At 65.7% G+C, this 14,004-nt stretch carries 13 protein-coding genes; 2 read left to right on the top strand and 11 right to left on the bottom strand.

All coding sequences use genetic code 11. The annotated features are described in order from the left end of the window. Positions 1-116 precede the first annotated feature (116 nt). Positions 117-1,310, bottom strand: coding sequence for an L-2-hydroxyglutarate oxidase (gene lhgO / locus BLU04_RS13040; protein WP_093286882.1), 1,194 nt, complete (start codon positions 1,308-1,310; stop codon positions 117-119). A gap of 7 nt (positions 1,311-1,317) precedes the next feature. Next, positions 1,318-1,890, bottom strand: coding sequence for a pseudouridine synthase (locus BLU04_RS13045; protein ID WP_093286885.1), 573 nt, complete (start codon positions 1,888-1,890; stop codon positions 1,318-1,320). A 55-nt stretch (positions 1,891-1,945) separates the two neighbouring features. On the opposite strand from BLU04_RS13045, the gene BLU04_RS13050 reads away from it, so the two are divergent. Next, a complete protein-coding gene (locus BLU04_RS13050; RefSeq protein ID WP_093286888.1) occupies positions 1,946-2,662 on the top strand; it encodes an aminotransferase class IV in 717 nt (238 codons plus the stop codon). A 9-nt stretch (positions 2,663-2,671) separates the two neighbouring features. Here the strand turns inward: BLU04_RS13050 and BLU04_RS13055 are convergent, their stop codons facing one another. The 7 genes from BLU04_RS13055 to gap form a co-directional block, all read right to left on the bottom strand. Beyond that, positions 2,672-3,595 carry an ABC transporter permease gene (locus tag BLU04_RS13055; protein WP_093286891.1) on the bottom strand — a complete coding sequence of 308 codons (924 nt, stop codon included), beginning with the start codon at positions 3,593-3,595 and terminating at the stop codon, positions 2,672-2,674. Next, positions 3,592-4,539 carry an ABC transporter permease gene (locus BLU04_RS13060; RefSeq protein WP_197672962.1) on the bottom strand — a complete coding sequence of 316 codons (948 nt, stop codon included), beginning with the start codon at positions 4,537-4,539 and terminating at the stop codon, positions 3,592-3,594. Before BLU04_RS13060 ends, BLU04_RS13055 begins: the two co-directional genes overlap by 4 nt. Next, positions 4,536-6,176 (bottom strand): peptide ABC transporter substrate-binding protein, encoded by a 1,641-nt coding sequence (locus BLU04_RS13065; RefSeq protein WP_197672964.1) that lies wholly within the window; start codon positions 6,174-6,176, stop codon positions 4,536-4,538. Before BLU04_RS13065 ends, BLU04_RS13060 begins: the two co-directional genes overlap by 4 nt. 19 nt (positions 6,177-6,195) lie before the next feature. Beyond that, the gene (gene secG, locus BLU04_RS13070) at positions 6,196-6,579 is read right to left on the bottom strand and encodes a preprotein translocase subunit SecG (RefSeq protein ID WP_093286893.1); all 384 of its coding nucleotides are present in this window, start codon (positions 6,577-6,579) and stop codon (positions 6,196-6,198) included. A 30-nt stretch (positions 6,580-6,609) separates the two neighbouring features. Then, the gene (gene tpiA, locus BLU04_RS17015; RefSeq protein WP_093286896.1) at positions 6,610-7,404 is read right to left on the bottom strand and encodes a triose-phosphate isomerase; all 795 of its coding nucleotides are present in this window, start codon (positions 7,402-7,404) and stop codon (positions 6,610-6,612) included. 66 nt (positions 7,405-7,470) lie between these two features. Further along, positions 7,471-8,688 carry a phosphoglycerate kinase gene (locus BLU04_RS17020; protein WP_093286898.1) on the bottom strand — a complete coding sequence of 406 codons (1,218 nt, stop codon included), beginning with the start codon at positions 8,686-8,688 and terminating at the stop codon, positions 7,471-7,473. Between the two features lie 112 nt (positions 8,689-8,800). Next, on the bottom strand, positions 8,801-9,850 hold the full coding sequence (gene gap, locus BLU04_RS13085; protein WP_093286901.1) for a type I glyceraldehyde-3-phosphate dehydrogenase: 1,050 nt from the start codon (positions 9,848-9,850) through the stop codon (positions 8,801-8,803). 487 nt (positions 9,851-10,337) lie between these two features. Here gap and BLU04_RS13090 point away from each other — a divergent pair, with 487 nt between their 5' ends. Next, positions 10,338-10,967 carry a DedA family protein gene (locus BLU04_RS13090; protein ID WP_093286904.1) on the top strand — a complete coding sequence of 210 codons (630 nt, stop codon included), beginning with the start codon at positions 10,338-10,340 and terminating at the stop codon, positions 10,965-10,967. Here BLU04_RS13090 and BLU04_RS13095 read toward each other — a convergent pair. Together BLU04_RS13095 and speA are read right to left on the bottom strand one after the other, a co-directional pair. Then, the gene (locus BLU04_RS13095; protein WP_093286906.1) at positions 10,964-11,980 is read right to left on the bottom strand and encodes an endonuclease/exonuclease/phosphatase family protein; all 1,017 of its coding nucleotides are present in this window, start codon (positions 11,978-11,980) and stop codon (positions 10,964-10,966) included. The two genes, BLU04_RS13090 and BLU04_RS13095, sit on opposite strands and share 4 nt — an antisense overlap. A 14-nt stretch (positions 11,981-11,994) precedes the next feature. Continuing rightward, complete coding sequence (gene speA, locus BLU04_RS13100; RefSeq protein WP_093286909.1) at positions 11,995-13,914, bottom strand: biosynthetic arginine decarboxylase; 1,920 nt, start codon at positions 13,912-13,914, stop codon at positions 11,995-11,997. Positions 13,915-14,004 lie beyond the last annotated feature (90 nt).

The following is a 14,004-nucleotide window of genomic DNA, read 5'->3' on the forward strand; positions in this document are numbered from 1 at the left end:
GAAGAATGTGATGGGGGTGTGCCAGCCTCCAGGGACATAGACCTATTATTACTCAAATTTGAGTAAATACGTCCATTACTATTTTACCACCATTAATTTAATGAAGATCTGTTCTATTAATTTGCGTCGATCAGACGGACGATTTCTTCCCCGATGGCGAGCGAGGCCGTCGCCCCGGGCGAGGGCGCGTTGACCACGTGGAGGGCATTGGGACGGCGGATGAGGGAGAAATCCTGGACCAGTTCCCCCGAGGGGTCCATCGCCTGGGCGCGGACCCCCGCCCCGCCGGCAGAGAGATCGTCGATCCGCACATCGGGAACGAGGCGCTGGAGGGAGGCGCAGAAGAGCCGCTTGCTCCACGAACGCTCGATCTCCTCCCAGCACATCCGGCGGTGCTTGTTCAGGAACTTCCAAAGGCCGGGGAAGCTGAGGGCGTCCCAGAGATCGAAGGGATTCACGTCGGTCTTCCTGTACCCCTCCCGCGCCCAGGCGAGGACGGCGTTCGGCCCCGCCTCGATGCCGCCGTGGATGAGGCGGGTGAAGTGGACGCCGAGGAACGGGAACGTCGGGTCGGGAACGGGATAGATCAGGTTGCGGACGAGGAACTGCCGGTCCGGACGGAGCTCGTAGTATTCCCCGCGGAACGGGACGATCTTCACCGGGCTCTTCTCCCCCGCCGCTCCCGCGACGCGATCGGAGTGGAGGCCGCCGCAGTTGATGAGGAAATCGGCCGCGAAATCGCCCGCCGCCGTCTCGAGGCGCCAGCCGCCTCCCTCGGGGCAGGCCCGCTTCAGCTTCGCGTTGCAACGGATTGTCCCGCCCAGGCGGCCGATCTCGGCGGCCATCGCGACGACGACCTGGGCGTAATCGACGATCCCCTCCTGCGGCACCCGCAGGGCAGCGATCCCGGCGACGTGGGGCTCGATCTCCCGCATCGGACCGGCGTCGAGCCATTCCAGGCCGGAGAGGCCGTTCGCCACGCCCCGTTCCTGGAGGGCGCGGAGGCGGACGACCTCGGCCTCGTCGGTCGCCACGACGAGTTTCCCGCAGATCTCATGGGCGATGCCGTGTTCCTGGCAGAAGGCGACCATCTCCCGGATGCCGCTCACGGCGAGACGGGCCTTGAGGGAGCCGGGCTTGTAGTAGAGGCCACAGTGGAGGACGCCGCTGTTGTGGGTCGTCTGCTGCTGGCCGGGGCGGGCATCCTTCTCATAGACGACGACCTCGGCGCCCGGATGGGATTTCAACAGCTTGATCGCGGTGGCGAGGCCGATGATGCCTCCCCCGATGACGGCGTACTTCCTGGACATCGCCGTATCAAAGACCCAACCGCTTCCGATCGCCAGCCGAAACCTCGACCCACTTCCCCGCCGCCAGCGTCCCGAGCGGGAACGTCCCGACCGCGACCCGCAGGAGCCGCAGCGTCGGATGGCCTACCGCCGCCGTCATCCGGCGGACCTGCCGGTTCTTTCCCTCGATCAACTCGAGGCCGATCCAGGAATCGGGGACGTTCTTGCGGAAGCGGATCGGGGGATCGCGGGGGACGACTTCGGGCTGGGGATCGAGGAGCCAGGCGCGGCAGGGGCGGGCCCGATAGCCCTGGATTTCGATCCCTCCCTTGGCCAGCTTCGCCAGCGCCTCCGCCCCCGGCACCCGCTCCACCTGCGCCCAGTACGTGCGGGGATGGCCCTCCCCCTTCTCGGGGTCGAGGAGCCGGGTGTTGAGCCCCGCCTCGTCGGAAAGGAGGAGGAGCCCCTCGCTGTCGGCGTCGAGGCGGCCGAGCGGATAGACCCGCTTGGGAAAGCCGAATTCGGCCAGGGTCCGGTTCGGCGAGCCGTCGGGGGTGAACTGGCTGAGGACGCCGTAAGGTTTGTGGAATGCGATCAACATTGCGGGAGGAACTTCCGTTCTGCACTCTAGCCGGAGCTTTTCAAGATCGGAAGACATGAAGACATTCCTCCCCTGGCTCGGCGTATTCGAGACCCTCCGCGTCGAGGCCGGCCGCCCGCTCCTCCTCGAGGAACATCTGGCCTCCCTGCGCGAGGCGGCCGAAGCCGTCGGCCTCGTCCTTCCCGCCGAATTCCGCGACAACCTCCACGAAAAGGCCTCGCGCCTCCCGGGCGACACCGGACGGTGGCGGTGGATCGTCGACAGCGAGGGGGGCCGGGCGCTCTTCACCCACGAGCCCGGCTCCCCGCTCGAGCACTTCCGCGTCCGGATCGCGCCGGAACGGGTCGGCTCGATGAACTGGGACGCCCGTTACAAGACCCTCTCCTACCTCACCCATTGGCAGGCCCGGAAGAGCGCCGAGGCGGCGGGCCACGACGAGGGGCTCCTCCTCAACGAAAACGGCTACCTCGCCTCGGGGGCGATGACCAATCTCTTCTGGGTCCGGAAGGGCCAGATCCACACCCCCGCCCTCGACTGCGGCTGCCGGAACGGGGCCGTCCGCCGGTGGATCTTCGCCCAATTCTCCGGGAAACCGGGGAAGATCGTCGAAGGCTATTTCCCGCCCTCCGTGCTGGAGGAGGCGGAGGAAATCTTCCTGACGAACAGCTGGATCGGGATCCGCCCCGTCATCCGGCTCGACGGCTGGGAAATCTCCCCCGGCCCGGTGACCCGGAAGCTGGCCGGACAGTACCGCGCCGATCTGAAGATCTGACGGGCTTCCCTACCGTACCGACTTCGGGTCGAGGATGTCCCGGAGGCCGTCGCCGAGGAAGTTCAACGCCATCAGCGTCGCCGCCATGAAGCTGCCGGGGAAGACGAGGAGCCACCACGAGACGCGGAGCGGGTTGATCACCTGTACTCCCTCGGCCATCAGGGAGCCGAGGCTCGCCGCCGGGGCCTGGACGCCGAGGCCGAGGAAGCTGAGGAACGATTCCTGGAGGATGACCGACGGGATCGAGAGGGTGAGGTAGACGATCACGATGCCGAGAAGGTTCGGCACCAGGTGGCGGAAGACGATCTTGAACGGGCTCTGCCCGAGGGTCCGCGCCGCCTGGACGAAGGAGAGCTCCTTCAGCACCAGCACCTGCCCCCGGACGATCCGGGCCATCGTCAGCCACTCGAAGCAGCCGATGCCGACGAAGAGGAGGACGATCCGCGCCTCGGTCTTCCACACGCCGGAGAAGGTCTGGGTCAGCGGCTTTTCGAGGACGGCGATGAGGAGGATGATGAAGATCAGCGTCGGAAGGGAGGCGATGATGTCGACGATCCGCATCATCGCGTTGTCGGTCCGCCCCCCGGCGTAGCCCGAGATCGCCCCGTAGGCGACGCCGATGACGAGGCTGACCCCGGCCCCGACGAGGCCGACGAGGAGGGAGAGCCGCGCCCCGCAGAGGATGCGGGTCAGGAGGTCCCGCCCGTGGAGGTCGGTCCCGAACCAGTGGGCGCGGCAGGGCGGAAGGAACTGGGCGCCCGAGGTCGTCTCCGGCGCGTAGCCGGTGAGGAACGGCCCGACGACGGCCGCGACGACGAGGAGGACGAGGAGGATCGTCGAGCCCGCCATCCACCGGTTGCCGAAGAGGATCCAGGAAAGGGGGACCTTCGGCTTGGGCGCGGACGCGGAGGAGGACGGGGACGTAGCGCTCATGTGTTCCGGATCCGTTTGTCGAGCATTGCGCAGAGGACGTCGACGACGATGTTGAAGAGGACGAGGAGGAAGCTGTAGACCAGCACCACGCCGCCCACCAGGAAGATGTCGAGGTTGAGGACGCTGTTCACGAAGAACGGCCCGATGCCGGGGATCGCGAAGATCTGCTCGACGACGAGGGAGCCGGTCATGAGGTTCGCCGCCAGCGGCCCCGCATAGGCGAGGACGGGGAGGATCGCGACCTTCAGCGCGTGGACGTAGACGACGCGCCCCTCGGCCACGCCCTTCGCCCGGGCCGTCCGGACGTAGTCCTGCTGGAGCACGTCGAGGAGGCTCGTCCGCATCAGGCGGGCGACCGAGGCGGCGAAGGGGAGCGCGAGGCAGACCGAGGGGAGGATCAGTTCCCGCGGGCCGCCCCATCCGGCGACGGGGAACCACCGGAGGCCGACGCCGAAGAGGAGGATCGCCAGGGGGGCGAGGACGAAGGAGGGAAGCGAGATGCCGAGCAGGGAGAGGAGCATCGCGCCGCGGTCCCCCGCCTGGTTATGCCGGACGGCGGCGAAGGAGCCGAGGGCGATCCCCGCCGTCATCGCGATCACGAAGGCGCACGCCCCGATCGCCATCGAGACGGGGAGCGATTGGGCCAGGATCTCGCCGACCGTCCGGTTCTTGTACCGGATCGAGGGGCCGAGATCGCCGTGGGCGAGGCTGCCGAGGTAGTTGAAGTACTGTTCCCCCCGCGTCCCCGCGAGGTTGTAGCGGGCCTGGAGCTGGTGGAGGACGGCCTCGGGGATCGCCCGCTCCGTGGTGAAGGGATTGCCCGGCGCGAAGCGCATCGCGAGGAAGGTGAGCGAGACGACGACGAAGAGGACGAGCGCCCCCGAGAGAAGCCGCCGCGCCAGGAACCCGGCGAAGCTAACGCTGCTGCCGCCGCCCGAACTCACGGCCTCCCCTCCCCTTGCCCGGACTTCGGCTTCATCGCCATGTCCCGGATCGGATGGTCGTCGATCGGGTTCGGCGTGAAGCCGTCGAGCCGCTCCGCATGATAGAGGGCCGTCGTCACGTATTGGTAAAGGGGGATCACCGGCAGCTCCTTCTCGACGAGGATCGACTCGGCCCGGGCGAGGAGGTCGAGGCGCTTCGCCATGTCGGGCTCGCGGCGGGCGGCGGCCAGCAGGCCGTCGTAGGCGGGGGAAGACCAGCCGGTGCGGTTGTTCCCGTTGCCGGTCTCGAAGCAGTTCAGGAACGTCGTCGGATCGGGGTAATCGGCGACCCAGCTCGACCGGGCGATGTCGAAGTCGAGGCTGCTCATCGAGTTGAGGTAGACCTTCCACTCCTGGTTGCGGAGGGTGACGTTGATCCCGAGGTTCTCCTTCCAGATGGCCTGGATCTCGGTCGCGATCTGCTCGTTCTGCTCGCTGCTGTTGTAGAGGATCGAGATGAGGGGGAAGCCCTTGCCGCCGGGATATCCGGCCTGGGCCAGGAGGGCCCGCGCCTTCTCGGGATCGTAGGCGAGTCCGGCGGGATAGGGATACCCCCGGTCGGCAAAGCCGGGCGGGACGAACGTGTTCATCGTCGGCTCTCCCGACCGGGTGATCCGCTCGACGATCCGCCTCTTGTCGACCGCCAGCGCGAGGGCCTGCCGGACGCGGGGATCGGAGAGCGGCTTCCGCGTCACGTTGAGGCGGTAGAAGTAGTCGCCGAGGATCGGCGCGGGGTGGAAGTAGGGCTTCGTCCGCAGCACGTCGATGAAGAAGGAAGGGACGAGCGACTTGTCGAGGATCAGGTCGCAGAGGCCGGAGTGGAAGAGGTTGAAGGCGGTCGTCGCCGAGGAGAGGGAGAGGGCGTCGACGGTTTCGAGACGGACGGCGGCGGCGTTCCAGTAGCGGGGGTTCTTCCGGAGGCGGACCCGGTCGTTGAGCCGCCACGATTCGAGGACGAAGGGGCCATTCGAGACGAGGTGGCCGGGCTTGATCCAGTCCTCGCCCCATTTCTTCATCGATTCCAGGTGGACGGGGGCGAGGGTCGAGCAGGCGCAGATGTCGGGGAAATAGGGCGTCGGCTCGACGAGCTGGACGACGAGGGTCTTCTCGTCGGGGGCCGAGACGCCGACCTTCGCGAAGTCGTCGATCTTCCCCTCGTTGTAGGCCTGGGCGTTGACGATCGGGTAATAGAAATCGGCATAGCCCGAGGCGGTGACCGGGCTCATCGCCCGACGCCACGACTCGACGAAATCGAGCGAGGTCAGCCGGTCCCCGTTGCTCCACGCCGATTCGCGGAGGTGGAAGGTGTAGGTCCGCCCGTCGGGCGAGATCTCCCAACGCTCGGCGAGGCCGGGGACGATCTTCCCTTCCCCGCTCCGCGTCGTCAGCCCCTCGAAGAGGGCCTCGCAGAGGCGGATCTCCGGCTGCCCGGTGACGGTGTGGGGATCGAGGCTCTCCGGCTCCGCGCCGTTGGCGAAGACGAGATCGGCCCGCTGCCGCCCGCCGTCGCAGCCGGAAAGCCCGGAGAGGAGGAGGGCAAAAAGAAAGAGGGCCGGAATCCCGGCCCTCAGGAGATGTTTAACGGAACTCTGCTTCACGCGTCCCGATAAAGCCGCGTTATTTTTTCGCCGCAGGAGCCGCCGCAGGCGCTTCGGACGACGCCGCGGCCGAAGCGGGAACGGGCGCGGGAGCGGGCGTCGCCGCCGGGGCGACCGCCGACGCGTCGGGCTGCACCAGCCGCTTGTGGAGGGACGATTCGGCGGCCCGGTGGCTCGTGAGGTAGGCCAGGAGGATGGCGAGGAAGAAGAACATCCCCGTCAGCCACGAGGTGAACTTCACGAGGACCGCCGAGGTCTGGGCGCCGAAGACGGTCTCGGTCAGGCCGCCGCCGAAGGCCGCGCCGAGGCCGTCCTGCTTCGAGCGCTGCATGAGGATGGCGAGGACCAGCAGGAGGCTGAGGCCGACGAAGAGGACGATGAGGATGTCGATCAGGATGTTCATGGACGTGTATCTTGGAAGGGAAAGGCTGACTTAGCTGGCCGCGCCGGGCTCGGCCGCGCTCAGGACGATCGCCGCGAAGCCGCGGGCGTCGAGGCTCGCGCCGCCGACGAGGGCGCCGTCGATGTCGGGCTGGTGGAGGATCTCGGCGGCGTTCTCGGCCTTCACGCTGCCGCCGTACTGGATGCGGATCTTGCGGGCGACCTCGGCCGAGATGTTCTTCTCGATGAGGCTGCGGATGAAGGCGTGGGCTTCCTGCGCCTGGGCGGGAGAGGCCGTCTTGCCGGTGCCGATGGCCCAGACGGGCTCATAGGCGATGATGATGTCGGAGAAATCCTTCTCGGGAATCCCGTCGAGGCCGCCGGTGAGCTGCTTCGTGAGGACCTTCTTCCAGACGGCGTCGCCGCCTTCCCGCTCCTTCAGCGTCTCGCCGACGCAGAGGATGGGGCGGAGGCTGCCCGCGAGGGCGACCTTGACCTTCTCGTTGATCAGGGCGTCGCTCTCGGCGAAATACTGGCGGCGCTCCGAGTGGCCGACGATGACGTACCGGCAGTAGACGTCGCGGAGCATCGCCACCGAGATTTCCCCGGTGTAGGCGCCGCTGGCCGCCTGATGGACGTTCTGCGCGCCGAGGAAGACGTTCGGGACCTCGCCGACGAGCTCGGCGACGACGCCGAGCGCGGTGAAGGGGGGAATGAGGACGATGTCGGCCTGATCGAACTTCTTCACTTCGTTCAGGACTTCGGCGGCGAGGAGCTTCGCCTCGGTCGCCGTCTTGTTCATCTTCCAGTTTCCGGCGATGATCTTTTTACGGTAAATCTTCGACATAAATAAGTTGGGTCGGTTTTCCTCGGTCAGCAAGGAGGGGTTATTCAAGCAGAACCGGCAAGGCGGTCAAGCCTTGTCGGGAATGCAGGCGACGCCGGGGAGGACGGCTCCTTCGAGGAATTCGAGGGAGGCGCCGCCGCCCGTCGAGATGAAGGAAACCTTGTCGGCCACGCCCGCGCGCTTCACCGCCTTCACCGAATCGCCGCCGCCGATGATCGTGACGGCCTCGCGGTTCGCCGCGACGGCCTCGGCGATGGCGAAGGTCCCCTTCGCGCATTCCTTGACCTCGAAGACGCCCGCCGGGCCGTTCCAGAGGACGGTCTTCGCCGTGGCGATCTCGGCCGTCCAGAGCTTCACCGTCTCAGGCCCGATGTCGACCCCTTCCCAGCCGTCGGGGATCTGGTCGCCCGGGTTGGTGTAGCGGCCGGGGGAGACCGTCTTCTTCGCGAAATCGAATTCCTCGACGATGTAGTTGTCGACGGGAAGGAGGAACTTGACCCCCTTGGCCTTCGCCTTGTCGAGGGCCGCCAGGGCGGTGCCGACCTGATCGGGCTCAACGAGGGACTTGCCGACCTTCTTGCCGAGGGCGAGGGCGAAGGTGTAGGCCATCGCGCCGCCGATCAGGATCGTGTCGGCCTTATCGAGGAGGGAGTCGATCACCTTGATCTTGTCGGAGACCTTGGCCCCGCCGAGGATGACGACGAAGGGCTTCTGCGCGTGGGCGACGGCGTCGCCGAGGAACTTCAGCTCCCGTTCCATGAGGAGGCCGATCCCCTTTTCCTTCACGAACTTGGCGACCCCCTCGGTCGAGGCGTGGGCACGGTGGGCGGCGCCGAAGGCGTCATTGATGTAGACGTCGGCGAGCTTGCCGAGCTGGGCGGCGAAGACGGGATCGTTCTTTTCCTCCTCGGCGTGGAAGCGGGTGTTCTCCAGGAGGAGGATCTCGCCGTCCTTGAGCGCGGCGGCCTTGGCCTCGGCGACGGGACCGACGGTCTCCTCGGAGAACTGGACGGGGGTGCCGCTCAGCTCGGCCAGGCGGACGGCGACGGGGGCGAGGCTCTCCTTCACGTTCTTCTTCCCCTTCGGACGGCCCATGTGGGCGCAGAGGATGATCCGGGCGCCCTTTTCGCGGAGCAGCTTGATCGTCGGCAACGTCTCGCGGATGCGGGTGTCGTCGGTGATGACGTAGGCGCCGTCCTTTTCGTCGAGCGGGACGTTGTAGTCGACGCGCACGAGGGTGCGGAGTCCGTTGAGCTCGAGATCGCGAATCGTTACTTTGGCCATGGCTGGGGGGAAGGTGGGGGAGGGTTGGTCTGTTTGTGCTTGTGCTTGGGAAGAGCAACGCCGCACGCCCCGAGATTTCGGAACGTGCGGCGTGCGGGAGGAAGCCTCGGTATTAGAGGCCCTTGACGACCTGCTTGAGGAGGTCGACGGTGCGGTTGGAGTAGCCCCACTCGTTGTCGTACCAGCTGACGAGCTTGAAGAAGTGCTCGTTGAGCTCGATGCCCGAGCCGGCGTCGAAGATGCTGGAACGGGTGTCGTGGATGAAGTCGCCGGAGACGACCTCGTCGGTGGTGTAGCCGAGGATGCCCTTGAGGTAGGTCTCGCTCGCCTTCTTCATGAGCTCGCAGATTTCCTTGTAGCTGGTCGCCTTCGTGGTCTTGACCGTGAGGTCGACGACGGAGACGGTCGGCGTCGGGACGCGGAACGACATGCCGGTGAGCTTGCCCTTCACCTCGGGGCAGACGAGCGCGACGGCCTTCGCGGCGCCGGTCGTGGAGGGAATGATGTTCGTCGCCGCGGTACGGCCGCCCTTCCAATCCTTCTTCGACGGGCCGTCGACGGTCTTCTGGGTGGCGGTGTAGCTGTGGACGGTCGTCATGAGGCCTTCCTCGATGCCGATGCCTTCCTTCAGGAGGACGTGGACGATCGGCGCGAGGCAGTTCGTCGTGCAGCTGGCGTTGGAGATGATGTGGTGCAGGGCGGGGTCGTACTTCTCGTTGTTGACGCCGGTGACGACGGTGATGTCCTCGCCCTTCGCGGGGGCGCTGATGATGACCTTCTTCGCGCCCGCGGTGATGTGGCCCTTGGCCTTCTCGGCGTCGGTGAAGAGGCCGGTCGACTCGATGACGACGTCGACGCCCAGGTCCTTCCACGGGATCGCGGCGGGGCCTTCCTTCACGGCGAGGCACTTGATCTTGAAGCCGTTGACGACGAGGACGTCGTCCTCGGCGACGGAGGGAGCCGACTTCTCGCTGTGGACTTCGCCCTTGAAGCGGCCCTGGGTGGAATCATACTTCACGAGGTAGGCGAGGTTGTCGGCGGGAACGAGATCGTTCACGGCGACGACTTCGACTTCTTTGCCCAGCAGGCCCTGCTCGACGATGGCCCGGAAAACAAGGCGGCCGATGCGGCCGAACCCGTTGATACCAATTTTAACGCTCATATGATTCCTTTAGTGTTCTGATTCTCGATAATTGTGCTTCATCCTGCTCCCCCTCCGCCTCGCCGGGGCGGAGCTTAAAAAGGGACGACAGGCCTTCATTTATGAAGCCGTTTGGGGGAGCGTCAACGCAAAACCGTCCTTCCCCCTCACAATGGCCCCATATTGCCCGATTCTTCTGAAAACGGGGCCGAATTATAGTTAGTTAAAGGCCCAGAAGCTTTTTCGTTATTCCGGCAGGGCGCGTTGGGGCAGAATTGGCCTGATGGCGCGACGCCGAGCCGAAGCAATACCCGCAGTGGTCTTGTGAGATCGGCAACAAAGCCAGCAGGCCAATTCTGGCCCAACCCTCCGGGCTGGAGGGATTTTACTTTCCTCCGTTGTTGCTCGCGGCTTATGTGTGTCGCACACACACCGCGCCGCTCGCGCCTAGGCGGAAAGTAAACTTCCTCACAGCGCGCCCTGCCGGAATAACGAAAAAGCTTCTGATATGGAAACCGCACCGGCAGCCTCCCCGATCCTCCACCCCTTCCGCCGTCTCTACAATTGGACGATCCACTGGTGCTCGACCCCCTATGCGATCCCGGCCCTCTGCCTCGTCGCCTTCGCCGACGCCTCGTTCTTCCCGATCCCGCCCGAGGCGATCCTGATCCTTCTCGCCTTCGCCCATCCGAAGAAGTGGTGGCTCTATCCGCTGATCGCCCTCCCCTTCTCCCTCCTCGGCGCGGTCGTTGGGTGGAACATCGGCCATCATGGCTGGAACCTGATCGGGCCGTGGATGTTCGCCCATATCCCGGGCTTCCACCCGGAGTTGTTCGACAAGGTCTCCGCCGAGTACCAGAAGAACGCCTTCCTCGTCCTGATCGGCGGCCCGTTCACCTATATCCCGGCGAAGGTCTTCACCATCACCTCGGGCATCTGCGGCGTCCCGCTGACGACGCTCCTCATTGCCGACGCCATCGGGCGGGGGGCGCGCCTCCTTCTCGTCGCCTTCCTCATCCGGGCCTTCGGGGAGAAAGTGCGCGACCTGCTGGAGAATCACTTCAAGAAGTTCATCCTGATCGCGGGATTGGTCGTGATTCCGCTGCTGATTCTGATCAAGGTGCTCCACTCCCGCTAGGGCACCCGGAACCGCGCCACCAGCGGGCGGTGATCGCTCGCCGTGGTGGCATCGAGGCCCGGGCCTTCCTCGGGGCGGCTGAGGTAAAGGAAAGAGCCCTCCGGCTCGAACCGCGTCCGCAGGGAGGCGTTCACCAGCTGGTAATCGATCCGCTCCCGGGTCTTCTTCGGATAGACCACCTCGGTCCATTGCTCCCCCAGCCGATCGACCAGTGGCAGGGGCCAGAGCGGCGATTCCTTCCCCTTCCCTCCCCACAACGCCCGGAGGCTCCCGCCTTCCTCGGTGTCGTTCAGGTCCCCCATGACGAGGAGGTCTTCTCCCGGATGCCGTGCCAGGAAGGCATCGGCCTGGCCTCGGAGGGTCTGGGCCTCCTTCCGGCGCACCACGGCATCACCCGTCTCCCCGGGCTCCTCCGGCGCGATCTCGATCTCGGCCTTCGACGCGTCGGCCTTCTTCGACTTCAAATGGGCCAGCATCACCCCCAGCCGATAGCCGGGAGCGACCTCGATCTCGGCGGAGACGAAGCCCCGGTTCACGGAGAAACGGGCCTCGCGCCGTTCCCTCGTCCGCCCATCGACCAGCGTGACGGGGAAACGGTCCTTGTTCAGCTCCTCGGCGGCGACGATCGGAAAGCGGGAAAGGAGGAGGAGCTGGATCCGGGTATCGTGGCCCAGCACCGTCGCCATGCAGGGATAATCGAGGCCCGCCTGCTTCAGCACCTCCCGGAAGAGATGGATGTTCCGGTCCTGCGGGTCGCGGATGATCTCGGCGACGCCGACGATATCGGGATCGATCTTGCGGAGGATTGCGACGACGGCGTTGATCTCCGCCGCCGGTTTCATCGCCGAAAGGACATGCCGCCCGTCGATGAAGCGGTCGGTGACGCCGAAGTTCTCGACGTTCCACCAGCACGCCGTGAAGGTCTTCCCCTCCCCCGCCGCGGCCCGGGGCGGTACGGCGCAAAAAAGCCCCCAGCCCAGCAGGAAAATCCCGGCAAGGCGGAGGGCTTTCATTTCGACGGCGCGGCTTAATCGAACTGGAGGTACGTCGACCCCTTCAGGCCCTTTTCGTAATTCTCCAGGAGGCGCATCCCCTCGTTCGGCTTGAGGACGTCGGCCTTGATCGCCGCGTCGATCTGGGCCTTCATCGCCCGCTCGATCAGGTGGGGATCGTACTGCACCGAGGCGAGCATCTCCCCGATGCTGACGCCGGGGATCGTCTCCTCGATATAGAAGCCGTCCTCCTCGTCGGGATCGAGGAAGACGTGGGCCTCGTTCACGTTGCCGAAGAGGTTGTGCTGGTCGCCCATGATGTCCTGGTAGGCCCCCATCAGGAAGATGCCGAGGTAGTAGGGCCGTCCGTCGATCGCGTGGAGGGGGAGCGTCCCCTGGAGGACTTCCTCGCCGGTGATGAACTCGGAGATCTTCCCGTCGGAATCGCAGGTGATGTCGACGAGGGTCCCCTGGTGGGCCGGTTTCTCGTTGAGGCGATGGACCGGGGCGATGGGGAACATCTGGCCGAGCGCCCAATGGTCGATCAGGGACTGGAAGAGGGAGAAGTTGCAGAGGAACTGGTCGCCGAGGGAATCCTCGAGCTCCCGAATTTCCTTCGGGATCGTCGGCGCGCCGCGGTAGTGGCGGACGATTTCCTCGGCGATTTCCCAGAAGAGGGTCTCGATCTGGGCCTTCGCCTGGAGGTCGAGGAGGCCGAGGTTGAACCGCGCCTCGCAATCCTCCTTGATCTGGAGGGCGTCGTGGAAGAGCTCCCGGCGGTTCTTCCGGTTCAGCGTCTGGCGGATCTCGAGGAGATCGGCGGCCAGCTTGTGGGCCGGGACGATGTTCTCCGAGGTCTTCTCCCGCTTCGTCTTCTCGATCGCGCCGAAGACATCGACGATGAGGACCGAGTGGTGGGCGACGACGGCGCGGCCGCTCTCGCTGACGAGCGTCGGATGGGGGACCTGCTCCTCGTTGCATATCTCGGCGACGTTGTAGACGATGTCCCGGGCGTATTCGTTCAGCGTGTAATTGATGCTCGTGTCGTTGGCCGACCGGCTGCCGTCATAGTCGACGCCGAGGCCGCCGCCGACATCGAGGTAGCCGAGGGCGAAGCCTTCCTTCCAGAGCTTCCCGTAGTAGCGCGCCCCCTCGCGGGCCGCCCGCTTCACCGTCTGGATGTCGGGGATCTGGGAGCCGATGTGGAAGTGGATCAGCTTGAAGCAATGGGCCATCCCGTTGCCCCGCAGGATCTCCGCCGCCTCCAGCAGCTCCGCCGTGGAGAGGCCGAACTTCGCGTTTTCCCCGCCGGAGAGGGCCCACTTCCCGCCGCTCTTCGTGCTGAGGCGGACGCGGATGCCGATCATCGGCTCGACGTTCATGTTGCGGGAGATGTCGATGATCGCCTTCAATTCCTCGATCTTCTCGACGACCATGATGATCGTCTTGCCGAGCTTGCGGCCCATGAGGGCGGTCTCGATGAAGGTCTTGTCCTTGTAGCCGTTGCAGATCATCAGGCTTTCGAGGTCAGTGTGCATCGCCAGCCCCGCGAAGAGCTCCGGCTTGCTCCCGACCTCGAGGCCGTGGTGGTAGGGCGCCCCGGCGTCGACGATCTCCTCGACGACCTCGCGAAGCTGGTTCACCTTGATGGGAAAGACGCCGCGGTAGACGCCGCCGTAGCCGGCCTCGCGGATCGCCTCGCCGAAGGCCTCGTTCAGCCGCTGCACCCGGTGGCGCAGGAGGTCCTGGAAGCGGAGGAGCATCGGGAACTTCAGGCCGCGCTCGCGGGCGTCCTCGATCACCTCGGCCATGTCGATCTGCGCGCCCTGCTCCTGGAGCGGGCTGACCGAGATGTTGCCCTTGTCGTTAACGCCGAAATAGCCCGCGCCCCAACGATCGATCTGGTACGTCTGAAGTGCTTCCTGGAGATCCCATTGCCCGTCGGGGGTAGTCATTTGGCGGACTATAAGAAGCGGCGGGGTTTTGGCAATGCATCTGCAGGTTCCACGAAAGATTTTTCACGACTGACACAATGCCCTCGCGGA

This window comes from Verrucomicrobium sp. GAS474, assembly GCF_900105685.1.
Lineage (GTDB): Bacteria > Verrucomicrobiota > Verrucomicrobiia > Methylacidiphilales > GAS474 > GAS474.

Coding starts and splice junctions, on each gene's coding strand:
- lhgO (WP_093286882.1), bottom strand. CDS start 1,310: ATGTCCAGGAAGTACGCCGTCATCGGGGGAGGCATCATCGGCCTCGCC.
- BLU04_RS13045 (WP_093286885.1), bottom strand. CDS start 1,890: ATGTTGATCGCATTCCACAAACCTTACGGCGTCCTCAGCCAGTTCACC.
- BLU04_RS13050 (WP_093286888.1), top strand. CDS start 1,946: ATGAAGACATTCCTCCCCTGGCTCGGCGTATTCGAGACCCTCCGCGTC.
- BLU04_RS13055 (WP_093286891.1), bottom strand. CDS start 3,595: ATGAGCGCTACGTCCCCGTCCTCCTCCGCGTCCGCGCCCAAGCCGAAG.
- secG (WP_093286893.1), bottom strand. CDS start 6,579: ATGAACATCCTGATCGACATCCTCATCGTCCTCTTCGTCGGCCTCAGC.
- tpiA (WP_093286896.1), bottom strand. CDS start 7,404: ATGTCGAAGATTTACCGTAAAAAGATCATCGCCGGAAACTGGAAGATG.
- BLU04_RS17020 (WP_093286898.1), bottom strand. CDS start 8,688: ATGGCCAAAGTAACGATTCGCGATCTCGAGCTCAACGGACTCCGCACC.
- gap (WP_093286901.1), bottom strand. CDS start 9,850: ATGAGCGTTAAAATTGGTATCAACGGGTTCGGCCGCATCGGCCGCCTT.
- BLU04_RS13090 (WP_093286904.1), top strand. CDS start 10,338: ATGGAAACCGCACCGGCAGCCTCCCCGATCCTCCACCCCTTCCGCCGT.
- BLU04_RS13095 (WP_093286906.1), bottom strand. CDS start 11,980: ATGAAAGCCCTCCGCCTTGCCGGGATTTTCCTGCTGGGCTGGGGGCTT.
- speA (WP_093286909.1), bottom strand. CDS start 13,914: ATGACTACCCCCGACGGGCAATGGGATCTCCAGGAAGCACTTCAGACG.